Consider the following 24,346-nt stretch of genomic DNA (forward strand, 5'->3'; position numbering starts at 1 on the left):
TGAACCTGTGCGTAATCCCTTGGACAGTCCGGTGCAAGGGTTGCGTCGCCGCACAATGGTTCTGCAAGGGGGTGGAATTGACACACGACCCCCCCGCCATAAAGTCACGGCCAACCGGGAGGAAGCATGAATTTCGAGCTGACCGAAGACCAACGCGCCTTTCGCGACACGGCACGCGCCTTTGCCGAGGATCGCATGCAGCCCCATGCCGCGGATTGGGACGAGCGGAAGCACCTGCCCGTCGATGTCTTGCGCGCGGCGGCGGCCCTTGGCTTCGGCGGGATCTACGTGCGCGACGATGTCGGCGGGTCCGGGCTTCAGCGGATCGATGCCGCTCTGATCTTCGAGGAATTGGCGGCGGCCTGCCCCTCGACCGCGGCCTTCATTTCCATCCACAACATGGCGTCGTGGATGATCGATACCTTCGGGTCCGAGGCTCTGCGCCAGCGCTATCTGCCCGCCCTGGCCTCGATGGAAAAGCTGGCCTCCTATTGCCTGACCGAGCCCGGGGCGGGCTCTGACGCCGCCTCGCTGAAGACGCGGGCGGTGCGTGATGGCGATCATTACATCCTGAACGGTTCCAAGGCCTTCATTTCCGGCGGCGGGGTTTCGGACGTCTATGTCTGCATGGTCAGGACCGGGGACAATGGCGCCGGCGGCATCACCTGCATCACCGTCGACAAGGGCACCCCCGGCCTGTCGTTCGGCGCGCAGGAGCGCAAGCTCGGCTGGAATTCCCAGCCGACCGCCCAGGTGATCTTCGAGGATTGCCGCGTGCCGGCGGAAAATATCGTCGGCAAGGAAGGCGACGGCTTCAAGATCGCCATGAAGGGCCTGGACGGCGGACGCCTGAACATCGCCGCCTGTTCGCTGGGCGGGGCGCGCCGGTCGCTGGAACTGGCGACCGACTATGCCCGCGACCGCCAGCAGTTCGGCAAGCCGCTGGCGGCGCTCCAGGCCATCCAGTTCAAGCTGGCCGACATGGCGACCGACCTCGACGCCGCCCGCCTCATGGTTCATCGCGGCGCCTTCCTGCTCGACGGCAAGGACCCGGGCGCGACCGTCGCCTGCGCCATGGGCAAGCGCTTCGCGACCGATGCCTGTTTCGACATCGTCAACGACGCGTTGCAGATCCACGGCGGTTACGGCTACCTCAAGGATTTCCCGATCGAGCGTTACCTGCGCGATCTCCGGGTGCATCAGATCCTGGAAGGCACCAATGAAATCATGCGCGTCATCATCGCGCGAAAGCTGATCGAGGGGCGCTGAGCCATGACCGAAGATGTCTTGTTCGAGATCCGGGGCGCCATCGGCCTCGTCACCCTGAACCGGCCGAAGGCGCTGAACGCCCTGAATGTCCCGATGGTCGATGCCATGCGCGCCAAGCTGGCCGAATGGGCCGGCGATGACGCGGTCAAGGCGGTGGTGGTCACGGCGGCGGGGGATAAGGCGTTCTGCGCCGGCGGCGATATCCGCTTCCTGACCGAAAGCGGCAAGGCGGGCGACGGCGGGGCGGCGCGCTTCTGGGGCGACGAATACCGCCTGAACACCGAAATCAAGCGCTATGGCAAGCCCTATGTTGCCCTGATCGACGGCATCACCATGGGCGGCGGTGTCGGCATTTCCGTTCATGCGCCCTATCGCGTGGCGACGGAAAAGACCCTGTTCGCCATGCCGGAAACCGGCATCGGCCTGTTCCCCGATGTCGGCGGCGGTTACTTCCTGCCCCGGCTTGCGGGCCGGCTCGGCTATTACCTCGGCCTGACGGGCGCGCGGCTGAAGGGGGCGGATACTTATGCCGCCGGTGTCGCCACCCATTACACCGCCGCTGCCAACCTGCCCGCGATCATCGATCGCCTGGCGGCGGGCGAGGCGGTCGAGGCCGTCCTGTCCGATATCCACCAGGACCCCGGCTCGGCCCCCCTCGATGCGCTGCGCACCGAGATCGACCGCCTTTTCGCTGCCGATACGGTCGAAGGCGTGCTGGCCGCGCTCGATGCCGACGGCGGCGATTTCGCCAAGGCCCAGGCCGCGGCCATCCGCACCAAGTCGCCGACCAGCCTGAAGCTGACGCTGCGCCAGTTGCAGGAAGGGGCCAGGCTCGACTTCGAGGACAATATGAAGGTCGAGTTCCGCCTCGGCCAATATGTCCTGAAGGGCAAGGATTTCTACGAGGGGGTCCGCGCCGTCATCGTCGACAAGGACCAGGCGCCGAAATGGAGCCCGGCCACCCTGGCCGAGGTTGCCGAGGCCGAGATCGACAGCGCCTTCCAGCCCCTCGCCGGTGGCGACTGGGCCCCCTGATTTTACGATCGTCTGAACAGAGGAAACGCCCCAAATGGCAAAAATCGCCTTCATCGGCCTCGGCAACATGGGCGGTCCCATGGCCCGCAATCTGGTCAAGGCCGGGCACAGTCTCGCGGTCTTCGATCTCAGCACGGCGGCGGTCGAGGCCCTGGTCGCCGAAGGCGCCAGCGCTGCCGCCAGCCCGTCCGAAGCCGCCAGGGGCGCTGAGGTCGTCGTCTCCATGCTGCCGGCCGGCGCCCATGTGAAGTCGGTCTATGCCGCCGAGGGCGGCGTGATCGATTCGATTGCCAAGGGCAGCCTGCTGATCGACTGTTCGACCATCGACGTGGCCAGCGCCCGCGAGGTGAGTGCGGTCGCCGAAAAGGCCGGGATCGACATGGTCGATGCCCCGGTGTCGGGCGGCGTCGGCGGTGCGGCGGCCGGCACGCTGACCTTCATGGTCGGCGGTTCGGATGCGGCCTTCGAGCGTGCGAAGCCGATCCTGGACGCCATGGGCAAGACCATCGTCCATGCCGGCGGCCCCGGCAACGGCCAGGCGGCCAAGATCTGCAACAACATGCTGCTGGGCATTTCGATGATCGGCACCTGCGAAGCCTTTGCCCTTGCCGAAAAGCTGGGCTTGGACGCGCAGAAACTGTTCGACATCTCGTCGAAATCGTCGGGCCAGTGCTGGTCGATGACGTCCTATTGCCCGGTGCCGGGCCCGGTGCCGGCCAGCCCCGCCAACCGCGACTATCAGCCCGGCTTCGCCACGGCGATGATGCTGAAAGACCTGAAACTGGCCCAGGAAGCGGCCGCCAAGGTCGGCGCCGCCACCCCCCTCGGCAATCAGGCCGCCAGCCTCTACACCCTGTTCGACGCCGCCGGCAAGGGCGGGGTCGATTTCTCGGGCATCATCAACCTCCTGCGCGGCAGGATCTGATCTTAAGGGGCGGCTTTCGGGCCGCCTTCGCCGCCGGCCAGCGCCCAAAGGTGCTGCGCCAGATCGGGGCGCAGCAGGCGGGCGCCCCGCCTTGCCAGTTCGACCCATTTCGGCCCCCTGGCGGCCAATTCGTGCCAATAGTCGCCGACATCGCCCGGGCGGTCCTCGCACAGGACGTCGAGAAGCGATTGCGCTTGGATCACGTCCTTGGCGGCTTTCTCGGGGCGTCGTCCGGGGCGCTGCGAAATGATCAGCTTGTGCAAGGCATAGCGTGTCGGGTCCGGCACGTTCAGCAGGATGCCGGCGCCGTACAGCGCACAGGCCTTGATTTCCCGATAAATGAGAAAATCAAGGAAACGCAATGGCTGTGCCGCCGTATCCAGGGCGGGCAGGGGCACCGACGTGTCCGAGGTCGGGCCTCTCATCGGGCTGAGAAACTCCACTTTCAGGCCCCCCGGCGCCTGAAAGGAGATGATGTGAGGCTCGTAGAAGGGCTGCGTCACTGGCGCGAAGCCGGGGTCCACGGCCTGAAGCGCAGCGATCAGGCCAGTTTCCACCTTGTCTTCGATGGCGATCGAGATCGAGTGGAATTGGGCGAGGTCGATATCCTCGGTCATCAGGCTTGCTGCGGGCAGGCCGACGCCCAGCATGGGCCCATAGGTCTGGTAGGCGGCGGTCCCGACCAGGACCGCGCGCAGCCGGAAAACCCCGGCGTCTGCCAAGGCGGCAAGAACCCGGCCGACTTTCGGCTGGACGGAGATGCGATAGCCGCGCGCCAACGCCCGTACCGTATCGCGTCGTTCCCGTTCCGACGACAGGTTCCGCCTGCTCCGGGCGATCCTGTCGAGAAGTTCGGCACTCTCTGGGCCGCAATAGAGCTGGACCCGCTTTCCCCCGCGCATAGTCTGGAAATACCAATAGCGTTTGGCTTTCACCGTTTTCGAAACATAGCTGCCGCCTGCAGCGGTGACACCCTGAAGCGCCTGATCCTCCAGTTTGTCGACAAGGTCGGCATAGGATGTCTGCAATGACAGCGGGTATCTGCGGATGGCCATCAGTTATACTCATTTTGTCATTATGAGTATAACTCGCTCGGGTATCGCCGCAAGGCCGCTCGTCTACTCGTGCCTCAGCGCGTCGATCGGGTCCATGCGGGCGGCGCGGCGGGCCGGGAAATAGCCGAAGCCGATGCCGACGAGGCCGGAGAACAGGGTGGCGAGAAGGATCACGCCCGGTTCGATCAGCAGGGGCAGGCCGAGGGCGGCGGTGCCCAGTGCCGACAGGCCGAGGCCGAGGACGACGCCGATCAGCCCGCCGAAGATGGAGAGCAGCACCGCTTCGGTCAGGAACTGGGCCAGCACCTCGCGCTCCAGGGCGCCGATGGCGAGGCGGATGCCGATCTCGCGGGTCCGCTCGGTCACCGCCACCAGCATGATGTTCATGATGCCGATGCCGCCGACGATCAGCGAGATCGCGGCGATGGCGCCGAGGAAGGCGGTCAGGATCACGGTGACGCCGCCGATGATCTTGGCGATTTCGGAAACGTCGTTGACCTGGAAATCATCCGCCTTGTTGGCGGTGATGTGGCGCCGGTCGCGCAGGATGCCTTCGATATCCTCCTTCGCCTTGGGCAATTGCTCGGCCGAGGCGACGGAGATCAGGATCAGGCTGACATCCTGGTTGCCCGCCAGCCGGCGCTGGAAGGTCTTCAGCGGCATGACGACGAGATCGTCCTGGTCCTGGCCGAGAATCGACTGGCCCTTGCCCGACAGGATCCCGATCACCATGCAGGGAATGCCGGAAACCCGAAGCGGCGCGCCCAAGGGGTCCTGGGCGCCGAAAATCTCGCGCACGATGGTCTGGCCGATGACGCAGACCGAGCGGCCAGAGCGAAGCTCGCCCTCGTCGAAGGGCCGGCCGGCGACCAGCGGCCATTCCCGCACGGCAAGATAATTCGCATCGGCGCCGACCGCCGTGGTCGACCAGCTGTTGTTGCCCAGCACGACGGGGGCGGCCGTGGTCGCGACCGGCGCGACCGCGATCAGCCCGGCGGCGTCGCGCTCGATCGCCCGCGCATCGGCCAGCTTGAAGGGGGCGGCGGCCTGGGGCGGGCCGCCCTTGCCGGCATTGCCCGGGGCGACCACGATCAGGTTGCGCCCCAGGCTCGAAATCTCGTTGGTGATGCTGGCGGTAGCGCCCTGGCCGAGGGTGACCAGGGCGATCACCGCCGCGATGCCGATGACGATGCCGAGGGTGGTGAGGATCGAGCGCATCAGGTTGCGCCGCAGTTCCTGGAACGCCATCCGCAGCGTGGTCGAAAAGGCCATCACGGGCGCACCTCGTCGGCGACGATGCGGCCATCCTTGAAGCGGATCTGGCGGCGGGCGAAGGCCGCCATGTCCGGCTCGTGGGTGACCATGACCACGGTGATATTGTGGCCCCGGTTGAGGTCGACCAGCAATTCCATGATCTCGCGGCTGCGCTCGCTGTCCAGGTTGCCGGTGGGCTCGTCCGCCAGCAGAAGCTCGGGCTCGGTGACGATGGCCCGCGCGATCGCCACGCGCTGCTGCTGGCCGCCGGACAATTCCGCCTGGGTGTGATGCTCGCGCCCGGCCAGGCCGACCCGGGCCAGCGCGGCGCGGGCCTTCTCCCGCCTGACCGCGGTGCGTTCACCGCGATAGACCAGCGGCAGTTCGACATTCTCCAGTGCCGAGGTCCGCTTCAGCAGGTTGAAGCCCTGGAACACGAAACCGAGATGATTGCGCCGCAGCAGGGCGCGGCCGTTGCGGTCGAGGCTGGTCACATCGGTGCCGTCGAAGCGATAGGAACCGTCGGTCGGCGTGTCCAGGCAGCCGATGATGTTCATCGTGGTCGATTTGCCCGAGCCGCTGGGCCCCATGACGGCGACGAAATCCCCGGCCTCGATCACCAGGTCGATGCCGGCCAGCGCCGCCACCTCGGTCTCGCCCTGGCCATAGAGCTTGCGGATCCGGTTCAGCTCGATCAGGGCCATGATGCCGGCCTCAGCGGGGCAGGGCGGGGCGCTGGATGTCGACGATCACGGCCGTGCCGGCGTCGAGGCCGGGGCCGCCGATCTCGGTCTGGCGGCCGTCGCTGAGGCCGAGGGTGACGGTCACCGCCCGCGGCGACCCGCCGTCGTCCAGCCACAGCCGGCCCTGGTCCGGGGCCAGGGCGGGCAGGGCCTCGCCCAGCTTTTCCGGGGGCGTGAAGCGAAGCGCGCCGTTCGGCACCAGCACCACGTCGGCGCGCACCGCGCCGATGACGTCGGCGGTGGCGGTCATGCCGGGGCGGAGCGCCATGTCCGGATTGTCGACCCGGGCCAGGACCTGATAGGTGACGACGCCCTGTTCGCTTTTCGGGGCGAGGCGGACCGAGGTCACTTCGGCATCGAAGCGCCGGGTCGGATAGGCATCGACCGAGAAGCTGGCCTTCTGGCCGACCTTGATGTGGCCGATGTCGGCTTCGTCGACGTCGAGGTTCAATTCCATCCGGGTCAGGTCGCGGGCGACGGTGAACAGCACCGGTGTCTGCAGGCTGGCGACGATGGTCTGGCCCAGTTCGATACTGCGCGAAATCACCACGCCATCGACCGGCGAGCGGATGGTCGCCTTGTCCAGGGTGGAGCGGTCGGAGGACAGCACCGCCTCCGCCACCTTCACCCCGGCCTCGGCCGATTGCAGGGCGGCGCGGGCGCGGGCCAGTTCGGCGATGTCGCGGTCGCGCGCCTGCTGCGAGGCATAGCGGTTGTCGGCCAGGGCCTGGGTCCGCTCCGCGGTCACTTCGGCCAGGCGGAGGGCGGCCTTCGCCTCCGCCACCGATGCCTGGGCGGACAGGAGATTGGCCTCCGACTGGGCGACCTTGGCTTCGAGCGAACTGGTGTCCAGCCGGGCCAGGACCTGGCCTTGCTTCACCTGGTCGTTGTAGTCGGCATGGAGTTCGGTGACCCGGCCGGTGATCTCGGCGCCGACATCGACCTGGTCGAGGGGCTGCACGCTGCCGGTGGCGCTGACGGTCACGGTCAGGGTGCCGCGGGTCAGCGCCTGGGTCTTATAGGCGACGGCCCCGCCGCCGCCGAGGGCGGACATCAGGACGATCAGCACGACGAGGACAGGTACCCCGATCAGGAACCAGCGCCAGCGGTAGAAAGGCGGGCGGGCGGGCTTTTCGCTCATCGGACGGGGCGCTCCGTGTCGGGTCCTGGCTTTTCGGCCCCCAAGAGATGGGGCCGAACGGCCGCCCGGACAAGCGGATTTACACTTTGCAATAAATCGCCGCCGTCCCGCCGATCACGGGGCCTTGACCGCACCGGCGGCCCGGCGGCGGGCATGGGCGGTGGTGCGGGTCGCGGTCAGCAGGGCGTCGTTGGCGGCGGCATCGCTGCCGCCGATCGCGGCGTCGCTATAGGCGAGGCGGTCGGGCGCGCGGCGGACCTGGAACATCAGCCATTTCAGGCGCGCGAAGGTGGACCACATGCGGCCGGTGCCGCGCAGCGCTTGCAGCACCATCCGCGGATAGAAGACGAAGGGCGATTCGAGCGGCAGGCCGTGGCGGCGCTGGCGCCGGCGGCGGATGCGGACGATGCCGGATTCGAGCATGGCGACATTCTCCGCCAGCACGGACTCCCGATAGCCGAGCAGGCGGTGCACCAGCATCTTGGGCCGGTGGATGCGCAGGGCCACCATGCGCTGCATGATGCGCTTCAGATGGGCGAACTCGTAGAAACTGCGGTGGGCGCCGATGAAGGCTTCCTCCCATTCCGCGTCGCTCATGCGCGGGTGGTGGGTGACCCGGTGGTTGAGGTCGTATTTGCTCATGTCCGGGTCCATCCAGACCCCGGCGTCGAGCAATTTCTTGTGATCCTCGCACCCGGGCAGGGGCGTCAGGTAATTGATGTAGAGGAAATCGATCGGCATCTGGGTCTTGATCACCTCGATGTCGCGCAGGATCGATTCCTTGGTGTCGTTGGGGAAGCCGATGATGTAACCGCAGGTGATCAGCACCGGGTGCTTCTTCCAGGCCAGGAACATGTCGCGGTATTCCTCGACCCGGTTCTGGCGCTTCTTCGTGCTTTCCAGGCTGTCGGCATTGATGTTCTCGAGGCCGATGAAGATCTGGTCGGCACCGGCGGCGACGCATTTGTCGATGAAATTCGGAATCCGATGCGCCAGCGTATCGACTTGGATCACCAGGCGGACGCGGATCCCCTCGGCGCGGAGCGCGATCAGGCGGTCGAGATGGCCTTCCCAGCCGCGGTTGCGGGCAAAATTGTCGTCGGTCAGGAAGAAGCCCGAAATCCCCTCGGCGACGTTGCGGCGGACGATCGCTTCCAGGTCGTCCGGCGTGCGGAAGCGGCTTTTCCGGCCCTGGACATTGATGATGGTGCAGAAGCTGCACTCGAAGGGGCAGCCGCGGCCGAGGTCGGCGGTCGAATAGCCGTAGATCATGCGGCGCAATTCGCGCTTGTCGCTGACCGGCAGGGCGGCGCCCGCCAGATTGGGCTGGTCGTGGATGAAATTATAGAGCGGCGCCAGGGTGCCGGCATAGCCGTCGCGGATGACCTGGTCGATGCGGCCGTCCTCCGCCTCGCCGGCGAAGAACGAGATGCCGAGCGCCTGCGCCTCCACGAGGTCCGGCGGCATGGTCTTCAGCATGGAAACGATGCCCGAGACATGGAAGCCGCCGACGCAGACCGGGTGCCCGGCGGCCAGGAACGGCCGGGCAAGATCGACGGCGCGGGGAAACATGTTGGACTGAACCCCGACCATGAAGATCAGGAGGCGGGCCCCGGCCTTCCGCGCGGCCCGCATGATCCGGGCGGGATCGACCTTGCTGTGGGTTTCGTCCAGCCAATGGTAGCGGATCGTGACCTCCGGCCCGAGAAGCTGACGATCGATCGCATCCTGCACGATGCCGGCGACGCAAGCCATGGAGTTCGACGGCATGATCGACCGTATCCATTGAACCGGATAGCCGTCGTCATCGTATCGGGCCGGTTTGATCAAACAAATGTCGAGCATAGCCATGACGATCAACCGGTAAATGAATGATTGAAACATATCCGGTATCGGCGTCGGTAAGCACAGGGTGACGCCCGGATACGTAATTCTTCCAGATTAGAGCAGTTCTCTTTGCACTACAAATGGAAACGCCCGCCCCGGAAGGGGCGGGCGCATCACCCGAACAGAGGAACCGGCGCTCAGGCCAGCTTCTTCTGAAGGTTCTTGTCGAGCGTGTCGAGGAAGGCCTCGGTGGTCAGCCAGGGGGTGTCCTTGCTGATCAGGATGGCGAGATCCTTGGTCATCTGGCCGGCCTCGACGGTCTCGACGCAGACTTCCTCGAGGGCTTTGGCGAAATGGGCGAGGTCGTCGTTGCCGTCCAGCTTGGCGCGGTGCTTCAGGCCGCCGGTCCAGGCGAAGATCGAGGCGATCGGGTTGGTCGAGGTCGCCTTGCCCTTCTGGTGCTCGCGGTAGTGGCGGGTCACCGTGCCGTGGGCCGCTTCCGCCTCGACGATCTGGCCGTCCGGCGTCATCAGGACCGAGGTCATCAGGCCCAGCGAGCCGAAGCCCTGCGCCACGGTGTCCGACTGCACGTCGCCGTCGTAGTTCTTGCAGGCCCAGACATAGCCGCCTTCCCACTTCAGGGCCGAGGCCACCATGTCGTCGATCAGGCGGTGCTCGTAGACGATGCCGATCTTCTCGAACTCGGCCTTGAACTCGGCTTCGTAGATCTCCTGGAAGATGTCCTTGAAGCGGCCGTCATAGGCCTTGAGGATCGTGTTCTTGGTCGAGAGATAGACCGGCCACTTGCGCAGCAACCCGTAGTTCAGCGAGGCGCGGGCGAAGTCCTTGATCGACTCGTCGAGATTGTACATCGCCATGGTGACGCCGGCGCCGGGGAAATCGAACACGTCATGCTCGATCACGGTGCCGTCTTCGCCGGTGAACTTGATGGTCAGCTTGCCCTTGCCGGGCACCTTGAAGTCGGTGGCGCGGTACTGGTCGCCGAAGGCATGGCGGCCGACCACGATCGGCTTGGTCCAGCCGGGCACGAGGCGCGGCACATTGGTGCAGATGATGGGCTCGCGGAAGATCACGCCGCCGAGGATGTTGCGGATGGTGCCGTTCGGCGACTTCCACATCTTCTTCAGCTTGAATTCCTCGACGCGGGCTTCGTCGGGGGTGATGGTCGCGCATTTGATGCCGACGCCGACCGACTTGATCGCATTGGCGCTGTCGACGGTCACCTGGTCGTTGGTGGCGTCGCGGTGTTCGATCCCCAGGTCGAAATACTGGATCGGGAGGTCGAGGTAGGGAAGGATCAGCTTGTTCTTGATGAAGGCCCAGATGATCCGGGTCATCTCGTCGCCATCGAGTTCCACGACCGGATTGGCGACCTTGATCTTGGCTACCATGCAACCCATTCCTTCCGTTTGGCGGTATTATGCGCCGCACCATACACAAGGGGACGAGGCTGTTCAGCCCCCTAAACGTCAAATGCGAAAAAACTATTCGGCGACCGGCATGGTGGCCGGGCCGCCGGCGATGGTCAGCTTTTCGAGCGTCGGCAGGATGGCTTCGACGTCCGGCACGATGGTGATGAAGTCGCGGGTGTTGGGCCGGGCGAAACCGGTGCCGATCACATGCTCGACCAGGCTGATGAAGGGCTGCCAGTAGCCGAGATAATCGACCAGCAGGATGGGCTTGCGGTGCAGCTGCAACTGCGCCCAGGTGATCATCTCGACCGTCTCGTCCAGGGTGCCCATGCCGCCGGGCAGGACGATGAAGGCGTCCGAGCGCTCGAACATCAGGCGCTTGCGCTGGTGCATCGTCTCGACCTCGACGGTCTCGCTGATGCCCTGGAGCTTTTCCTCGAGCTTGGTCAGGAAGGTGGGGATGATCCCGGTCACCTTGCCGCCGGCATCGCGGGCGGCACGGGCGATGGTGCCCATCAGGCCGAGCGCGCCGCCGCCATAGACGAGTTCGATGCCCTCGGCCGCCAAAGTCCGGCCAAGGCTGCCGGCGGCATCGAGAAAGCGGATGTCGGGAGGGGTGGAGGCACCGCAGAAGACGCAGAGACTGTTGACGACGGGCATGTTTCTCTCAAGTAGGGCCAAGTCGGCGGTTAGGGCCGGCGGATAGGGGGCCGGCGGGTAGCCGGAGGGCGGCGATTGCTTTATCCTATTCTTCGGCGGCAGGGGGCCGTCCATCAAGGAGACTTAGCATGGCTTTGCTTGCGCTTCACCGGTCGCGTTGGACTGTGGCCCTCGCCCTGACGCTCGGGCTGTCCGGGGCGGCCCTGGCGGCGGGCGCGGAAGCCCTGGTCGAGCAGCGGGAAGCGGGGATGAAGCAGGCGGGCGGCGCGCTGAAGGCGCTCGGGGCCGCCGCCAAGGCCGGGGCGGTGACCCCCGCCGACGTCGAGAAGGCGCAAGGCCTGGCCGATTTCGCCACGGCCCTGCCGACCCTCTTCCCCGAAGGCTCGATCACCGACAAGAGCCGGGCGCTGCCCGAGATCTGGACCGACAAGGCGGGGTGGGACGCCAAGGTCAAGGTTTTCGCCGATGCCGCGGACGCCATCCTGGTGGCGGCCAAGGCCGGCGACGTCGCGGGGCTGCGCGCCGGCGTCGGCGCGGCGGGCGACAGCTGCGGCGCCTGCCACAAGGCTTTCCGCGGGCCCGAGAAGGATTGAGGCGGCCGGCCTTGCTCTCGTTTCGCACCGCAACGCTGCTGGCGGCGCTGGCTTTCGCCACGCCCGCCGGCGCAACGGAATATTTTGTAACGGAAACCGGGGCGGGCGGCGACGCGGTCGCCCGCGGCGCCTATCTCGTCCATGCGGCCGGCTGCATCGCCTGCCATACCGCGCCGGGCGGCCAGCCCCTGGCCGGCGGCCGGGCCATGGCGACGCCGTTCGGCACGTTCCACACGCCCAACATCACGCCCGATCCGGAAACCGGCATCGGGCGCTGGTCGGATGCCGATTTCCTGCAAGCCCTGCAGCACGGCCTCTCGCCGGCGGGCGAGCATTACTATCCGGTCTTTCCCTTCACCTCCTATACCAAGGCGGCGCCGGCCGATCTTCTGGCGATCAAGGCCTATCTCTTCGCGCAAGCGCCGGTGGTCGCCGCCAACAAGCCCCATGAGATCGGCTTTCCCTTCTCGGTCCGCCTGTTGCAGGCGGGGTGGAAGGCGCTGTTCTTCCGCCCCGGCGAATTCCGCCCGCGGGCCGGCGCCGCGCCGGAGGTCAACCGGGGCGCCTATCTGGTCCAGGCGCTGGGCCATTGCGGGGAATGCCATACGCCGCGCAACCCGGCCGGCGGCCTGCTGATCGGCCTTGCCCTGGCCGGCACTTCCGACGGGCCGGACGGCGAGGCGGTGCCCAACATCACCCCGGACCGGGAAACCGGCATCGGCGGCTGGTCGGTCGACGATATCGCCGAACTGCTGGCCTCGGGAACCAAGCCCGACTTCGACAATGTCCAGGGCTCGATGGGCGAGGTGGTGGAAGAGGGCACGGCCCACCTGACGGCGGCCGACCGCGCGGCGATCGGCGCCTATCTCCTCAGCCTGCCGCCGGTTAGGCATGGCAAACCGCGCGGCAACTGATAGGGTTCGAAGCGGGACATAGGGGTTGCTTCGGGGTTTGGGGCGTCATGGAACAAGGCGTGGGCAAGCGCATCGTCACTACGGCCGTCGTCGTGGTGGTCATCATCCTGTTGCTGATCGGCCTGTGGTTCGCCAGTCAGCCGACGCCGCCGGCCCCGCCTTCACCGGCTCCGGCGGCGGCCGGTGACGCGGCGGCCGCCCCGCCGGCCAATCCGCCGCCCGCCGATCCGGCCCCCGCGACGCCACCCGCCGCAGCCCCCCCGTCGTCTCCGGCGGAGGGTAGCGTGCCGCCCGCGCCGGCGACGCCCGACAGCCAGACCCGCGCCGCCGACCCGGCCCCCGCCACCCCGGAAAAGCCGGCGCCGCAACCGCCCAGCTTCGACGTCGCCCGCATCGCGCCCGAGGGCACGGCCGTGCTCGCCGGCCGCACGCCGGCGGAAAGCACGGTCGAGGTGCTGGCGAACGGCCAGCCGATCGGCAATGCCAAGGGCCAGGGGGCGGACGGGGCCTGGGTGCTCGTCGTCGACAAGCCCCTGCCCGAGGGCACGGTCGAACTGTCGCTGGTGGCGATCCTGCCGGACGGGCAGAAGATCCCCTCGGTCGATGTCGTGCTGGTCGACGTGCCGCGGCGCGGCGCGCCCGGCGGCCCGCCCGAAGGCCCGGCGGTCGCCGTGCTGACCGAGCGGGGCGACAATCCCGCCACGCCCGGCGCCGATACCCGCGTGCTCCAGGGCCCGGACGGGCAGACCCCGACCCCTGCGGCCGGCAACGACGTCACCCTCGATCTGGTCGAATATGGCGCCGATGGCGCGCCGGTGCTGGCGGGCCATGCCCCGGCCGGCGCCACCGTCCGCCTCTACCTGAACGGTTCGCCCGTGGGCGAGACCCGGGCGGGGGCCGACGGGGGGTGGCGCACCTCGCCCACGGTGCCGGTGGCGCCGGGCCGCTATACCTTGCGCCTCGATGCGGTCGGGGCGGACGGCAAGGTCCTGGCCCGGCGCGAACTGCCCTTCGAGCGGGCGGCGGTCGAGATCGCGGCCGGCGCGGGGCAGGGCGGGGCGGTGGCCGCCGCCGGGCGCTTCACCGTGCAGCCGGGCAACAGCCTGTGGCGCATCGCCCGCAGCCATCTCGGCACCGGCTATCGCTATATCGATATCTATCGCGCCAACCGCGAGCATATCCGCGATCCGGACCTGATCTATCCCGGGCAGATCCTGGACCTGCCCGCACAATAAGGCTCAGCGCCCGGCTTCCGCCAGCCGGGCGGGGTCGGCCAGGATCACGGCGCCATAGCGCCGCTCGATCAGGCCCTGCGTCTCCAGGAGGCGCAGGGCCTTGTTGGCGCTCTGCCGCGACAGGCCGACGGTCGCCGCCAGCTGTTCCTGGCTGACCGCGACCACCGTGCCCGGCGCGGGCTCGCGGTCCGCCTCGCCCATGGCCATCATGACCAGCAGGCGGCCGATGCGGATGTGGCTGGCCTCGGCGCTCATGTCTTCCATGAAGCGCATGGCGGTGCGCAGGTGGTTGGACAGGATCAGGGCGAAATTCCGCCAATAGCGCGGTTCGGCGCCGACGATCGCCTCGAAGGCGGCGGCGGGCAGGTGCAGGACGGCGGCGCGGTCGATCGCCACCGTGCTTTGCAGCCGGGGCAGGCGGTCGAACATCGAAACCTCGCCGAACCAGTCGACCGGCTCGGTCAGCCAGGTGCCGACCTCGCGCCCGGCGGAGTGATAGTTTACGAATTTCAGCCGGCCCGAGACCAGGGCGTAAAGCCCGTCCGGCGCATCGCCCATGGCATAGACATATTCGCCCGGCAGGCGTTCCATGAGGCGTGCCCCGGCCAGCACGCGGCGGCGCAGGTCCGCCGGCTGTTCCGCCAGCCAGCCCCGGCCGGTGACCAGCCGGGCGGCGCGGTCGAAGTCGAGGCGCATGTAAGACCGCTCCCAAATGTCAACTTGTTGACATTCTAACCGGTCGCTTTGGCGTACAAGAGAAAACGATCACCGAAAAAACGAGGTGGGAGGAGGAGAGCGCATGTCAACCGTCGCCCTGAAGAAGTCCGGTGCCAGCGTCCGCGACCTGGTGAGCCCCGAGGAATGGCAGGTCCGCGTCGATCTCGCCGCCGCCTACCGGCTGGTCGCGCTGCATGGCTGGGACGACCTGATCTTCACCCATATCTCGGCCCGGGTGCCCAATTCGGACCACCACTTCCTGATCAACCCCTATGGCTATATGTTCGAGGAGATCACGGCGTCCAGCCTGGTCAAGGTCGATCTCGCCGGCAATATCCTGATGGAGACCGACAGCTACATCAATCCGGCGGGCTATACGATCCATTCGGCGATCCATGGCGCGCGGGAGGATGCGGGCTGCGTCTTGCACCTGCACACCGATACCGGCGTCGGCGTCTCCTGCCATGCGGAAGGGCTGCTGCCGATCACCCAGAATGCCCTGACGGTGATCGAGGACATCGCCTATCACGCCTATGAAGGCATCGCCCTGAACCTCGACGAGCGGGAGCGGCTGGTCGCCGACATCGGCACAAAGAACCTGATGATCCTGCGCAATCACGGCACGCTGGCCGTCGGCACCTCGGTGGCCGAGGCTTGGCTGCGCATCTTCACCCTGGAGCGCGCCTGCGCCCAGCAGGTGGCGGCGCTGGCCTCGGGCCGCTATGTCACCCCGCCGGACAGCGTGCAGCAGACGACCAAGGAACAGGGCCGCGGCCTGCACGCCCTGGCCGGCCTGTCCTGGGCGCCTTTGCTGCGCAAGCTCGACCGCATCGACCCCGGTTTCCGTAACTGAGCCGACAGGAGAACGCGCCATGCCCCACGACGGCGGTATCGACATCCCCAAGGCCCGTTTCCACCGCATGGACGAAGGCACCCAGGACGACTGGGGCGCCATCGTCCAGCACGAGCTGCCCTTCCAGGCCCAGCAGGCCGACCGCCTGCTCGACCACCTGAAACTGCTGAAGGACGAGGCCGGCGGCTTCGCCATCGACCGGCTGGAGCACAGCCTCCAGGCCGCGACCCGTGCCCATCAGGCCGGCAAGGACGAGGAATACGTCGTCTGCGCCCTGTTCCACGACATGGGCGACATGCTGGGCAGCTATAACCACGCCGATATCGCGGCGGCGGTGCTGAAGCCCTTCGTCTCGGAACGGAACCACTGGATGGTCGAGAAGCACGGCATCTTCCAGGGTTACTATTTCTTCCATTTCCTCGGCCTCGACCGGGACATGCGCGAGAAATTCCGCGGCCACCCGAATTTCGAGTACACGGCGGAATTCTGCGAGAAGTTCGACCAGAACTGCTTCGACCCGAACTTCGAATCGATGCCGCTCGAAGCCTTCCGCCCCATGGTCCAGCGTGTGATCTCGCGCCCCCGCCGCAGCATCTACATGAAGGGCGAATGAGGTTGCGCGGGCGCCGCCGGCGCCCGCCTGCCGTCAGGCGGGAATTAAGTCGCCCGCCTGTAGGCGCAAGGGCACGACGCCCGCCGCGACCGGCCAGGACAGGTCCTCGGCATCGTCGACCGGCGGGCCCGAGCGGACCTTGGCCACCGCCTCGGTAAGCGGCAGTTCGAGGACGGTGGTCGCCTTCACTTCCTTGGCCGTGACGGGACGCAAGGCATCCCACCGGCCGGGCGCCAATTTCTCGGTCAGGCCGTGCAGCGCCGCCGCCTTGGCTGCGGGGTCGGTCACCACGGTCGCGGTGCCGAAGACGGTGACCGAGCGATAGTTCATCGAATGGTGGAAGGCGGATTTCGCCAGCACCAGGCCGTCGACCAGGGACACGGTCAGGCACAACGGCACGCCGCCCGCCAGCACCTTCATCATCCGGCTGATCACCGAGCCGTGGACCACGATCCTGTCGCCCAGCCGGACGAAGGCGGTGGGCAGCACCACGGGCTGGCCGCCGGCCGTGGTAAAGCCGATGTGGCAGACCAGGGCTTCGTCGAGGATGGCGTGCACCGTCTCATGGTCATAGGCCGCGCGTTTCGGCAGGCGGCGGACCTCGGTCCGTTCGGTCTTGGGGAAGGGCGATGGGATCGTCATGGTCATGTCTCCTGTTGCCAGGATGCGCGGATCTTGGCTCCATAAAAAGAGCCAAGATTGATTTCATGAGGGAGCCAAGATGTATGACGACATGGCCGCCGCCCTCGACCGGGGCCAGGGCCTGACCCGGCAGCTTTACGAAGCCTTCCGCCGGGCGATCCTCACCGGGCGCCTGGGGCCGGGGGAACGCCTGCCGGCCAGCCGCGACCTTGCCGGGCGTCTCGCGGTCGGGCGCAACACGGTGACGGCGGTGTTCGAGCGCCTGGCGGCGGAAGGTTTCATCGAGGCGCGGGGGGCGGCCGGTACCCGGGTCGCGCGGCTCGACCCCGCCCTGTTGCAGCGGGTGCAGCCGGTGCCGGGCGGGCGCCTGTCGGAACGCGGCCGGCGCCTGGCGGCGATCGAGCGCGGCAGCCCGTCGAGCGGCGCCTTCGTGCCCGGCCTGCCGGCGCTGGACCTGTTTCCGGCCGAGACCTGGGCCCGGCTGCTCGGCCGGCGCCTGCGCCAGGGCAGCGCCGCCCTGCTCGGTTTCGAGCATGCGGCGGGCTGGCCGCCGCTGAAGGAGGCGATCGCCCGTCAGATCGCCGCCAGCCGGGGCATCGTGGTCGAGCCCGAGCGCATCCTGGTGACCACCGGGGCCCAGGGCGCGCTCGCCTTCCTGGCGCAATTGCTGTGCGACCCGGGCGATCCCGCCTGGATCGAGGATCCGGGCTATCTCGGCGCCCGGGGCGCCCTGGTCGGGGCCGGGCTGGCCCTGGTGCCGGTGCCGGTCGACGGCGAGGGGCTGGACGTCGCCGCCGGCCTGTCCCGCGCGGCGGCGCCCCGGCTGATCTATGTCACCCCCTCGCATCAATATCCGACCGGGGTGGTGCTCAGCCTGCAACGCCGGCTCGCCCTGCTGCAGGCGGCGGAGGCGGCGGACGCCTGGGTGATCGAGGACGATTACGACAGCGAATTCCAGTTCGCCGGCCCGCCGCTCGCCCCCCTGCACAATCTGGCGCCCCGGGGCCGGGTGATCCATGTCGGCACCTTCGGCAAGGCTTTGGCGCCGGCGCTTCGCCTTGGCTATGCCGTGCTGCCGCCGGCCCTGGTCGGGCCGGCCAGTGTCGCCATGCGTCACGGCGGCCAGGCGCCGCCCCTGGTGGTGCAGGCGGCCCTGGCAGATTTCATGGCCGAGGGGCATTTCGCCGGCCACCTCCGCCGTCTCGTCGATGTCTATGGCGAGCGCCGGGCCCGGCTGGTCGAAGCCTGCGCCCGCCACCTCGGCGATTACGGCGCCCTGCTGCCGGCGGAAGCGGGCATCCAGCTCGCCTTCCGCCTTCACAGCCGCGACGACAGGGCGGCGAGCGCGGCCGCGGCCCGTGCCGGCATCGTCGCCCCCGCCCTGTCGCGGGCGGCGCTGGAAAACCGGGCGATCACCGGCCTGCAATTCGGCTTCGCCGCCGTGCCGGCGGACCAGGTGGAACCTGCCGTGATCCGTCTGGCGGCCGCGCTCAGGCCAGGGGTGTGAGCGGCGGCTGCCCGGCCAGCACCGCCGCGACATTGTCGAGCGCCAGCATGCCCATGGCCACCCGGGTCTCCATCGTCGCGCTGCCGATATGGGGCAGGGCGAAGACATCCGCCCGGTCGCGGTAGCGGGGATCGAGCGCCGGCTCGCCCCGGAACACGTCCAGCCCGGCGGCGAAGAGCCGGCCCGAATCGAGCGCGGCGATCACCGCCTCGTCGTCGACGAGGTCGCCCCGGGCGGAATTGACCAGGATCGCGCCTTCGGGCAGGCGGGCCAGGGTCGCGGCATTGACGATGCCGCGCGTCTCCGGCGTCGAGGCGGCGTTCAGCACCAGGACGTCGGAGACCGCGAGCAGGCCGTCCAGCGTCGGGTGCCAGCGGGCGCCGGTTTCCGCCTCGACCTCGGGCGCGGCGCGGCGGCGGTTGTGGTAGTGGAGATCCATGCCGAAGGCGCGGGCGCGGCGGGCGACGGCGGCGCCGATCCGCCCCATGCCGAGAATGCCCATCCGGCGCTTGCCGATATCGACCCCGAGCAGCCCGGTCGCCGACCAGGCGCCCCAGCGGTTCTCGGCGATCAGGGCCATCGCCTCCTTGGCCCGCCGCGCCGCGCCGAGCAGCAGGAGCAGGGTGAGATCGGCGGTCGCATCGGTCAGCACGTCCGGCGTATTGGTCACGGCGATGCCGCGCCGGCGGGCGGCCGCGACGTCGATATGGTCGTGGCCGACCGAGACCGTGGCGATCAGCCGCACCGTGTCGGGCAGGGCGGCGATGGCGGCGGCATCCAGCCGTTCCGTCACCGTGACCACCAGGGCGGCGCAGCCCGCTGCCGCCTCGATCAGGGCCGGGGTGGGGTGCGGGCCCGGGGCCGGCAGGCGGCGGGCGTTGAAGGCGCGGTCGAGCCGCGCCTCGCAGGCGTCGGGCAGGGGGCGGGCGATCAGGATGGCGGCGGCGGCGGTCATGACGGTGGCAGTCTGGCAACAGTGCCCGGGCGACCGCAAGTCCAACGATGGCCACAATCTTGTTGCGCGATGATCCATGTCATAGTTGAAAAGGCGCCCGATTCGGGTGGGAGGATTAAGAGTCGATGTTACGGCGGGCATTGGTCCTGACGACCGCCTTGGTCGCATTGTTCTTCCTCGTCCGCTGGGTTTTCGTCGGCGACGAGACGACGGAAGCCGCGAGCGGCGAGACCGTTCCGGTGGCGGTCGCGGGCCCGGCCGCGCCGGCTGTTCCCGATCAGGCGGCGCCTGCCGTGCCGCCGACCGAGGCTGCGGTCTCGACCCCCGTCCCGGCTGCCCCCGCGGCCGCCCCGGCGACGGACCAGGGGCGACTCGCCGGGCATCGCGCGATCTACGAGCTGCGCCTCGGCCAGAACCGGCCGGGCTCCGGCGTCGCCATGGCCGACGGCAAGATGGTGATCGAATTTGCCGATACTTGCGACGGCTATACCCTGACCCAGCGCCTGCGCATGCGCCTTTCGGACGGCGAGGGCTCGGCCACCTCCACCGATTTCCGGGTGGCCAACTGGGAATCGGACGACGGCCGCCGCTTCCGCTTCTCGACCCGCCACCTCGTCAACGACCAGGAGGACGAGGCTTATGAAGGCAGCGCCGAGCTCAATGCCGACGGCAGCGGCACCGCGACCTATACCAAGCCCGAAGACCGCACCGAAACCCTGATCCCCGGCACCGTGTTCCCGACCATGCACACGGTCGAATTGCTGCGCGCCGCCGAGGCGAAGAAACCCCTGCTGACCAAGCCCCTGTTCGACGGCACGGGCGACGAGACGGTCTATTCCGTGGTCGGCGCCATCGGCCGCTCCTCGGTGGCCGATCCCGCCGGGCTGACCGGCAAGGGCAAGGATGTCCTGGCCGGCAAGCCGTCCTGGCCGGTCCGCCTTGCCTTCTTCTCGCTGGCGGGCAACGAGGAACTGCCGCAATACGAGGTCGGCTTCCGCCTCTATGCCAACGGTATTTCCGGCGATATTGAGATGGCTTACGGCGATTTCTCGATCGATGCCGTGCTGTCCGAGATCGAGGCCCTGCCCAAGCCGGATTGCTGAACGAGCCCGGTCAGGCGGCCGGCCACAGCCAGGCCGCCCCGCGCACGCCCGACGAATCGCCGTGCCTTGCCTTGCGCACCGGCGTGACGCAAGTGTCGGAAAAGACGTGGCGGCCGATCAGGGCCGGCACCCGGCCATAGATCGCATCGAGGTTGGACATGCCGCCGCCCAGCACGATCACATGGGGGTCGAGCAGGTTGATCGCGGTGGCGAGCGCCCGCGCCAGCCGGCGGCAATAGCGCTCGATGCTTTCCTGCGCGGCGAAATCGCCCTCGGCCGCGGCGGCGGCGATTTCCCGCCCGGTCATGACATTGCCCGAATGCTGCCGGTGATCGAGGGCGAAGCCCGGCCCCGACAGGAAGGTTTCGATGCAGCCGTGCCTGCCGCAATAGCAGGCGGGGCCCGGCCGCTCGTCGTCCGCCGGCCGGGGCAGGGGGTTGTGCCCCCATTCGCCGGCAATCGCGTTCGGCCCCGACAGCAGCCGCCCGCCGACCGCGACGCCGCCGCCGACCCCGGTGCCGATGATCACCCCGAAGACCGTGCCGCCGCCCGCCCCGGCGCCGTCCGCCGCTTCCGACAGGGTGAAGCAGTCGGCGTCATTGGCGAGGCGTATGGGGCGGCCGAGCCGGGCGCCGAGATCGCCGGCCAGGTCATGGCCGATCAATTCGGTGGTATTGGCGTTCTTGATCAGGCCGGTGGCCGGCGAGATGGCGCCCGGAATGCCGATGCCGACGGTGCCAATGCCGCCGCAGGCCGCCTCCGCCGCGCCGACGAGGCCGGCGATATGCCCGACGAGGGCGCCGTAGTCGCCCCGGGGCGTCGGCGTGCGCTGGCGGAAGATCTCGCCGCCGGCCGCATCCAGGGTGACGATCTCGGTCTTGGTGCCGCCGAGATCGATGCCGTGGCGAAGGCCGGTCATGTCACCAGCCCAGGAGTTCGAGTTCGCGCTCGATCAGGCGCCGGACCTCGGCCCAGTCGTCGACCCGGTGGTTGCTGTGCTCGGCCTGGCCGATCAGGCGGGCGAGGCGCGGATCGGCGATGAAATGGACGCGCTGCACCTCGGGCGCCGCCTGGGCCACCGAAGTGTGGTTGTGCGGAATATCGTCGAGGAAGAAGACGGGGGCCTGCACCCGCTCGGCCATATGGCGCACCACCGGCCCCTTGAGGCCGATATTGGCGACGATCGGATAGGGCATGCCGGCCAGGGCCAGCGCCTTCTCCCGCGCGCCGCGCGACGATTCGGGCAGGTTCGACAGAACGACGACCTGGGCCCGGGCCGAGAGGGCGGCCAGCGCCTCGGCAGCACCGGGGACCGGGGTCATGGTCTCGGTGCGCTCGCGGAAGAAACCGTCGAGCAGGGCCTTGGCCACCTCGACCGGGGCCATCTCCTCGGTCGCGGCATTCTTGATGTTGCCGACCAGGGCGAAGGACGACAGGTCCAGGTAATGGCCGTTGTCCTCGAGATAGGCTTCGAAGCCCTGGAGGAACAGGAACAGCACCTCGTCCGCATCGGTGATCACCAGGGGGCGCCCGGCTTCGAGCACCAGGGCGTCGAGCTGCGGCACCACCGCATCATGGATCTTCGGCTGTTTTTCCGACATCAGAGCGCTCCGCGGTCGCCGGGGTGGTGGCCCGGCAGGCTGTGCCGGGCGCGAAGGGGATCTTCCGGGCGCAGGCCGGCGCCGGCGGCGAAGTCGAGCACGCGCGAATCATCCCCGAGAAGAAAATCGAGAATGCCGCCGAGGGCGGCGGGATCGCCCGCCGCCGCCCGCAGGTCGCCGGCGCTCATGCCGGTCTCGCCCAGGAAGCGTTGCAGGAGATCCTCCCGCCCGGCCAGATAGGCAAGGGCCATCAGGCCGATGGTTTCCGCTTGTTCCGCTTTCATGCGCGCCTTTGCTTTGCTGCCGGAGAAGGTTCTCCGCTACACTTGTTCGATATTGCGGCGATGGTATCAAGGCCGGTCTGAAGGGGTGCGCCGTCTCGAACCGGCGGCAAGAGGATGGCGGAAGTGGCATGACGGCGAAAGTGCTCGTGGTCGATGACGTGCCCGTCATCCGCAAGATCCTGGAGGCGAAGCTGGTCGCCGAATTCTTCGAGGTCATCGTCGCCGGCAGCGGCCAGGAAGCGATCGAGAAGGCCCATGCCGAACAGCCGGACATCGTCCTTCTCGACGTCATGATGCCGGACATCAACGGCTTCGAGGTCTGCCGCCGGCTGAAGGCCGATCCCCTGACCAGTCACATACCGGTGGTCATGATCACCGGTCTCGACCAGCCGTCCGACCGGGTGGCCGGCCTCGAGGCGGGCGCCGACGATTTCCTGAGCAAGCCGACCAATGACGTCGCCCTTTTCGCCCGGGTGCGCAACCTGGTGCGACTGAAGACCATGTCGGACGAATTGCGCCTGCGCGAGGTCGCGGGGCTCAGCCTTGGCCTCGGTGCCACCGCCGATCCGGTGCGCGACGCGGCGGCGCTGCAGCACGCCGCCATCCTCCTGGTCGAGGAGGATGCGGCGGTGATCGAGGTGGTGCGCCAGACCCTGGGCCGCCAGCTGCACCTGACGGTGGCGACCAATGACGCCGCCGCCCGCCAGGCCGTGCAGGACCGGGACTGGGATCTGGCCATCATCAGCCTCGCCCTGCCGGGACAGGAGGGGCTGCGCCTCTGCGCCTATCTCCGCTCGTCGGAACGGCTGCGCCAGATGCCGGTGCTGGTGCTCAACCGGGCCGGCGACGACAAGACCCTGCTGCGCGCCTTCGATCTCGGGGTGAACGACTATGTCGCGCGGCCGATCGAAAAGGCCGAACTCGAAGCCCGGGTGAAATCTCAGATCCGGCGCAAGAGCTATCAGGACCGGCTGCGCCAGACCATGCAGATGACGGTGCAACTGGCCCTGGTCGATCCCCTGACCGGCCTTTACAACCGCCGCTACCTCGACAGCCATATGACGGCCCACGACCGCGCCGGCGAGGGGCGGGACGCCGGGACCCTGGCGGTGATGATGCTGGACATCGACCATTTCAAGTCGATCAACGACCGCTTCGGCCATGCCGCCGGCGACGCGGTGCTGCGCCAATTCGCCCACCGCATCCGCATGAATGTGCGCGGCATCGATCTTGCCGCCCGCTACGGCGGCGAGGAATTCATCATCATCCTGCCCCAGACCTCGGCCGACGAGGCGCGCATGATCGCCGAGCGCCTGGTCCGCGTTACCGCCAACGAGCCGTTCCAGATCGGCGACGGCCGGGAACTGTCGGTGACCGTCTCGATCGGCGTCGCTGTCCGGGCCTTGGGCGAAGCGGCGGAACAGGCGGTCGGCCGGGCCGATGCCGCCCTCTACCGCTCCAAGGCGGAGGGGCGCGACCGGGTGACGGTCGCGCCATGACGCCGGCCCCCGCCGCGGAGGATCCGGCGCTCGCCGTGCTTGAAGCCGGCGGCGTCGAGGGCATCCGCCGGCTGCTGGACCTTCTGGACGTCATCGCCGAGGAACGCCACCGCCTGCACGGCGGGGACGAGCAGGGCGCGGTCATGCGCCTGCTGACCCGGCAATTGCTGGCCGGCGATACCGGCGGCATGCCGCTGCTGCGCCTGTCGCGCCAGACCGGCATCCCGCGCGAAACCCTGCGGCGGAAGATCGGGCCCTTGCTCAATCGCGGCTACCTGCGCCAGGACGAGGCCGGCCGCTATCACTGCGGCGCGCCCTATTTCACCGATGCCGCCGCCGCCCGCGAACGCCTGGTCAAGACCCTGCAAAGCCTGTTCGGCGACACCATCCGCTGATGCCGGGCCACTGCCCGGATCGGGCATTGCCGTGCGCCTGCCCCCGTGAAAGCATCCCCCCAAGCCCCGGGACAGGGGAGCAGGGAGACGATC

Annotated in this window: 25 protein-coding genes; 12 read left to right on the forward strand and 13 right to left on the reverse strand. The window is 68.4% G+C overall.

The features are described from left to right. The first annotated feature begins 126 nt into the window (after window positions 1–126). The 3 genes from DKG75_RS02225 to mmsB are packed head-to-tail and all read left to right on the forward strand — an operon-like array spanning window position 127 to window position 3,229. Window positions 127–1,269: an isobutyryl-CoA dehydrogenase gene (locus tag DKG75_RS02225; RefSeq protein ID WP_109919441.1), complete on the forward strand. Its 1,143-nt coding sequence runs from the start codon at window positions 127–129 to the stop codon at window positions 1,267–1,269. A gap of 3 nt (window positions 1,270–1,272) precedes the next feature. Further along, window positions 1,273–2,304: an enoyl-CoA hydratase/isomerase family protein gene (locus DKG75_RS02230; RefSeq protein ID WP_109919442.1), complete on the forward strand. Its 1,032-nt coding sequence runs from the start codon at window positions 1,273–1,275 to the stop codon at window positions 2,302–2,304. Window positions 2,305–2,338: 34 nt separating this feature from the next. Further along, entirely contained in the window at window positions 2,339–3,229 is an 891-nt protein-coding gene (gene mmsB, locus DKG75_RS02235) for a 3-hydroxyisobutyrate dehydrogenase (protein WP_109919443.1), read from the forward strand. 2 nt (window positions 3,230–3,231) lie between these two features. Here the strand turns inward: mmsB and DKG75_RS02240 are convergent, their stop codons facing one another. The 7 genes from DKG75_RS02240 to DKG75_RS02270 form a co-directional block, all read right to left on the reverse strand. Continuing rightward, window positions 3,232–4,284 carry a nucleotidyltransferase family protein gene (locus tag DKG75_RS02240; protein ID WP_109919444.1) on the reverse strand — a complete coding sequence of 351 codons (1,053 nt, stop codon included), beginning with the start codon at window positions 4,282–4,284 and terminating at the stop codon, window positions 3,232–3,234. A gap of 63 nt (window positions 4,285–4,347) precedes the next feature. Further along, window positions 4,348–5,556, reverse strand: coding sequence for an ABC transporter permease (locus DKG75_RS02245; RefSeq protein ID WP_109919445.1), 1,209 nt, complete (start codon window positions 5,554–5,556; stop codon window positions 4,348–4,350). Beyond that, the gene (locus DKG75_RS02250) at window positions 5,556–6,242 is read right to left on the reverse strand and encodes an ABC transporter ATP-binding protein (RefSeq protein WP_109919446.1); all 687 of its coding nucleotides are present in this window, start codon (window positions 6,240–6,242) and stop codon (window positions 5,556–5,558) included. Before DKG75_RS02250 ends, DKG75_RS02245 begins: the two co-directional genes overlap by 1 nt. Window positions 6,243–6,252: 10 nt before the next feature. Then, window positions 6,253–7,422 (reverse strand): efflux RND transporter periplasmic adaptor subunit, encoded by a 1,170-nt coding sequence (locus tag DKG75_RS02255; protein ID WP_109919447.1) that lies wholly within the window; start codon window positions 7,420–7,422, stop codon window positions 6,253–6,255. 114 nt (window positions 7,423–7,536) lie between these two features. Continuing rightward, a complete protein-coding gene (locus DKG75_RS02260; protein WP_166646420.1) occupies window positions 7,537–9,192 on the reverse strand; it encodes a B12-binding domain-containing radical SAM protein in 1,656 nt (551 codons plus the stop codon). A gap of 254 nt (window positions 9,193–9,446) precedes the next feature. Further along, window positions 9,447–10,661: an NADP-dependent isocitrate dehydrogenase gene (locus DKG75_RS02265; protein ID WP_109919449.1), complete on the reverse strand. Its 1,215-nt coding sequence runs from the start codon at window positions 10,659–10,661 to the stop codon at window positions 9,447–9,449. Between the two features lie 93 nt (window positions 10,662–10,754). Beyond that, a complete protein-coding gene (locus tag DKG75_RS02270) occupies window positions 10,755–11,342 on the reverse strand; it encodes an LOG family protein (RefSeq protein WP_109919450.1) in 588 nt (195 codons plus the stop codon). A 128-nt stretch (window positions 11,343–11,470) separates the two neighbouring features. Here DKG75_RS02270 and DKG75_RS02275 point away from each other — a divergent pair, with 128 nt between their 5' ends. From DKG75_RS02275 to DKG75_RS23675, 3 genes are read left to right on the forward strand one after another with little or no spacing between them, the layout of a single operon-like run. Further along, window positions 11,471–11,935: a c-type cytochrome gene (locus tag DKG75_RS02275; protein WP_109919451.1), complete on the forward strand. Its 465-nt coding sequence runs from the start codon at window positions 11,471–11,473 to the stop codon at window positions 11,933–11,935. A gap of 11 nt (window positions 11,936–11,946) precedes the next feature. Further along, entirely contained in the window at window positions 11,947–12,849 is a 903-nt protein-coding gene (locus tag DKG75_RS02280) for a c-type cytochrome (RefSeq protein ID WP_208112012.1), read from the forward strand. A 47-nt stretch (window positions 12,850–12,896) separates the two neighbouring features. After that, the gene (locus DKG75_RS23675) at window positions 12,897–14,084 is read left to right on the forward strand and encodes a LysM peptidoglycan-binding domain-containing protein (RefSeq protein ID WP_109919453.1); all 1,188 of its coding nucleotides are present in this window, start codon (window positions 12,897–12,899) and stop codon (window positions 14,082–14,084) included. Between the two features lie 3 nt (window positions 14,085–14,087). Here DKG75_RS23675 and DKG75_RS02290 read toward each other — a convergent pair whose 3' ends face one another. After that, a complete protein-coding gene (locus tag DKG75_RS02290; protein ID WP_109919454.1) occupies window positions 14,088–14,780 on the reverse strand; it encodes a Crp/Fnr family transcriptional regulator in 693 nt (230 codons plus the stop codon). 103 nt (window positions 14,781–14,883) lie between these two features. On the opposite strand from DKG75_RS02290, the gene DKG75_RS02295 reads away from it, so the two are divergent. Beyond that, on the forward strand, window positions 14,884–15,654 hold the full coding sequence (locus DKG75_RS02295) for a class II aldolase/adducin family protein (RefSeq protein ID WP_109919455.1): 771 nt from the start codon (window positions 14,884–14,886) through the stop codon (window positions 15,652–15,654). Window positions 15,655–15,673: 19 nt separating this feature from the next. Beyond that, window positions 15,674–16,267, forward strand: a complete 594-nt coding sequence (locus DKG75_RS02300) for an HD domain-containing protein (RefSeq protein ID WP_109919456.1) — start codon at window positions 15,674–15,676, stop codon at window positions 16,265–16,267. 33 nt (window positions 16,268–16,300) lie between these two features. Here DKG75_RS02300 and DKG75_RS02305 read toward each other — a convergent pair whose 3' ends face one another. Next, a complete protein-coding gene (locus DKG75_RS02305; protein WP_208112011.1) occupies window positions 16,301–16,909 on the reverse strand; it encodes a pyridoxamine 5'-phosphate oxidase family protein in 609 nt (202 codons plus the stop codon). Window positions 16,910–16,988: 79 nt separating this feature from the next. On the opposite strand from DKG75_RS02305, the gene pdxR reads away from it, so the two are divergent. Then, window positions 16,989–18,416 (forward strand): MocR-like pyridoxine biosynthesis transcription factor PdxR, encoded by a 1,428-nt coding sequence (pdxR, locus tag DKG75_RS02310; RefSeq protein WP_109919458.1) that lies wholly within the window; start codon window positions 16,989–16,991, stop codon window positions 18,414–18,416. Here the strand turns inward: pdxR and DKG75_RS02315 are convergent. Further along, window positions 18,400–19,371 carry an NAD(P)-dependent oxidoreductase gene (locus tag DKG75_RS02315; protein ID WP_109919459.1) on the reverse strand — a complete coding sequence of 324 codons (972 nt, stop codon included), beginning with the start codon at window positions 19,369–19,371 and terminating at the stop codon, window positions 18,400–18,402. The genes pdxR and DKG75_RS02315 overlap by 17 nt on opposite strands. Before the next feature lie 125 nt (window positions 19,372–19,496). On the opposite strand from DKG75_RS02315, the gene DKG75_RS02320 reads away from it, so the two are divergent. Next, a complete protein-coding gene (locus DKG75_RS02320) occupies window positions 19,497–20,474 on the forward strand; it encodes a cell envelope integrity EipB family protein (RefSeq protein ID WP_109919460.1) in 978 nt (325 codons plus the stop codon). A 10-nt stretch (window positions 20,475–20,484) separates the two neighbouring features. Here the strand turns inward: DKG75_RS02320 and DKG75_RS02325 are convergent, their stop codons facing one another. From DKG75_RS02325 to DKG75_RS02335, 3 genes are read right to left on the reverse strand one after another with little or no spacing between them, the layout of a single operon-like run. Then, window positions 20,485–21,393 (reverse strand): ROK family protein, encoded by a 909-nt coding sequence (locus DKG75_RS02325; RefSeq protein ID WP_109919461.1) that lies wholly within the window; start codon window positions 21,391–21,393, stop codon window positions 20,485–20,487. A gap of 1 nt (window position 21,394) precedes the next feature. Continuing rightward, window positions 21,395–22,075 carry a hypothetical protein gene (locus DKG75_RS02330; protein WP_109919462.1) on the reverse strand — a complete coding sequence of 227 codons (681 nt, stop codon included), beginning with the start codon at window positions 22,073–22,075 and terminating at the stop codon, window positions 21,395–21,397. Beyond that, window positions 22,075–22,359 carry a DUF3572 domain-containing protein gene (locus DKG75_RS02335; RefSeq protein ID WP_109919463.1) on the reverse strand — a complete coding sequence of 95 codons (285 nt, stop codon included), beginning with the start codon at window positions 22,357–22,359 and terminating at the stop codon, window positions 22,075–22,077. The genes DKG75_RS02330 and DKG75_RS02335 overlap by 1 nt, the downstream gene beginning before the upstream one ends. 128 nt (window positions 22,360–22,487) lie before the next feature. On the opposite strand from DKG75_RS02335, the gene DKG75_RS02340 reads away from it, so the two are divergent. Further along, window positions 22,488–23,858, forward strand: a complete 1,371-nt coding sequence (locus DKG75_RS02340; protein ID WP_109919464.1) for a PleD family two-component system response regulator — start codon at window positions 22,488–22,490, stop codon at window positions 23,856–23,858. Further along, entirely contained in the window at window positions 23,855–24,253 is a 399-nt protein-coding gene (locus DKG75_RS02345; RefSeq protein WP_109919465.1) for a helix-turn-helix domain-containing protein, read from the forward strand. The genes DKG75_RS02340 and DKG75_RS02345 overlap by 4 nt, the downstream gene beginning before the upstream one ends. Window positions 24,254–24,346 lie beyond the last annotated feature (93 nt).

Origin of the sequence: Zavarzinia compransoris, from assembly GCF_003173055.1 — a bacterium.
Taxonomy (GTDB): Bacteria; Pseudomonadota; Alphaproteobacteria; order Zavarziniales; family Zavarziniaceae; genus Zavarzinia; species Zavarzinia compransoris.

Excerpts from the sequence above, each read along its gene's own strand:
- DKG75_RS02320 (WP_109919460.1), top strand. The coding sequence starts at position 19,497 with ATGTTACGGCGGGCATTGGTCCTGACGACCGCCTTGGTCGCATTGTTC.
- DKG75_RS02325 (WP_109919461.1), bottom strand. The coding sequence starts at position 21,393 with ATGACCGGCCTTCGCCACGGCATCGATCTCGGCGGCACCAAGACCGAG.
- pdxR (WP_109919458.1), top strand. The coding sequence starts at position 16,989 with ATGTATGACGACATGGCCGCCGCCCTCGACCGGGGCCAGGGCCTGACC.
- DKG75_RS23675 (WP_109919453.1), top strand. The coding sequence starts at position 12,897 with ATGGAACAAGGCGTGGGCAAGCGCATCGTCACTACGGCCGTCGTCGTG.
- DKG75_RS02255 (WP_109919447.1), bottom strand. The coding sequence starts at position 7,422 with ATGAGCGAAAAGCCCGCCCGCCCGCCTTTCTACCGCTGGCGCTGGTTC.
- DKG75_RS02305 (WP_208112011.1), bottom strand. The coding sequence starts at position 16,909 with ATGACGATCCCATCGCCCTTCCCCAAGACCGAACGGACCGAGGTCCGC.
- DKG75_RS02335 (WP_109919463.1), bottom strand. The coding sequence starts at position 22,359 with ATGAAAGCGGAACAAGCGGAAACCATCGGCCTGATGGCCCTTGCCTAT.
- DKG75_RS02300 (WP_109919456.1), top strand. The coding sequence starts at position 15,674 with ATGCCCCACGACGGCGGTATCGACATCCCCAAGGCCCGTTTCCACCGC.
- mmsB (WP_109919443.1), top strand. The coding sequence starts at position 2,339 with ATGGCAAAAATCGCCTTCATCGGCCTCGGCAACATGGGCGGTCCCATG.
- DKG75_RS02315 (WP_109919459.1), bottom strand. The coding sequence starts at position 19,371 with ATGACCGCCGCCGCCGCCATCCTGATCGCCCGCCCCCTGCCCGACGCC.
- DKG75_RS02250 (WP_109919446.1), bottom strand. The coding sequence starts at position 6,242 with ATGGCCCTGATCGAGCTGAACCGGATCCGCAAGCTCTATGGCCAGGGC.
- DKG75_RS02240 (WP_109919444.1), bottom strand. The coding sequence starts at position 4,284 with ATGGCCATCCGCAGATACCCGCTGTCATTGCAGACATCCTATGCCGAC.
- DKG75_RS02230 (WP_109919442.1), top strand. The coding sequence starts at position 1,273 with ATGACCGAAGATGTCTTGTTCGAGATCCGGGGCGCCATCGGCCTCGTC.
- DKG75_RS02225 (WP_109919441.1), top strand. The coding sequence starts at position 127 with ATGAATTTCGAGCTGACCGAAGACCAACGCGCCTTTCGCGACACGGCA.
- DKG75_RS02295 (WP_109919455.1), top strand. The coding sequence starts at position 14,884 with ATGTCAACCGTCGCCCTGAAGAAGTCCGGTGCCAGCGTCCGCGACCTG.
- DKG75_RS02345 (WP_109919465.1), top strand. The coding sequence starts at position 23,855 with ATGACGCCGGCCCCCGCCGCGGAGGATCCGGCGCTCGCCGTGCTTGAA.
- DKG75_RS02260 (WP_166646420.1), bottom strand. The coding sequence starts at position 9,192 with ATGCCGTCGAACTCCATGGCTTGCGTCGCCGGCATCGTGCAGGATGCG.
- DKG75_RS02330 (WP_109919462.1), bottom strand. The coding sequence starts at position 22,075 with ATGTCGGAAAAACAGCCGAAGATCCATGATGCGGTGGTGCCGCAGCTC.
- DKG75_RS02275 (WP_109919451.1), top strand. The coding sequence starts at position 11,471 with ATGGCTTTGCTTGCGCTTCACCGGTCGCGTTGGACTGTGGCCCTCGCC.
- DKG75_RS02290 (WP_109919454.1), bottom strand. The coding sequence starts at position 14,780 with ATGCGCCTCGACTTCGACCGCGCCGCCCGGCTGGTCACCGGCCGGGGC.
- DKG75_RS02270 (WP_109919450.1), bottom strand. The coding sequence starts at position 11,342 with ATGCCCGTCGTCAACAGTCTCTGCGTCTTCTGCGGTGCCTCCACCCCT.
- DKG75_RS02265 (WP_109919449.1), bottom strand. The coding sequence starts at position 10,661 with ATGGTAGCCAAGATCAAGGTCGCCAATCCGGTCGTGGAACTCGATGGC.
- DKG75_RS02340 (WP_109919464.1), top strand. The coding sequence starts at position 22,488 with ATGACGGCGAAAGTGCTCGTGGTCGATGACGTGCCCGTCATCCGCAAG.
- DKG75_RS02245 (WP_109919445.1), bottom strand. The coding sequence starts at position 5,556 with ATGGCCTTTTCGACCACGCTGCGGATGGCGTTCCAGGAACTGCGGCGC.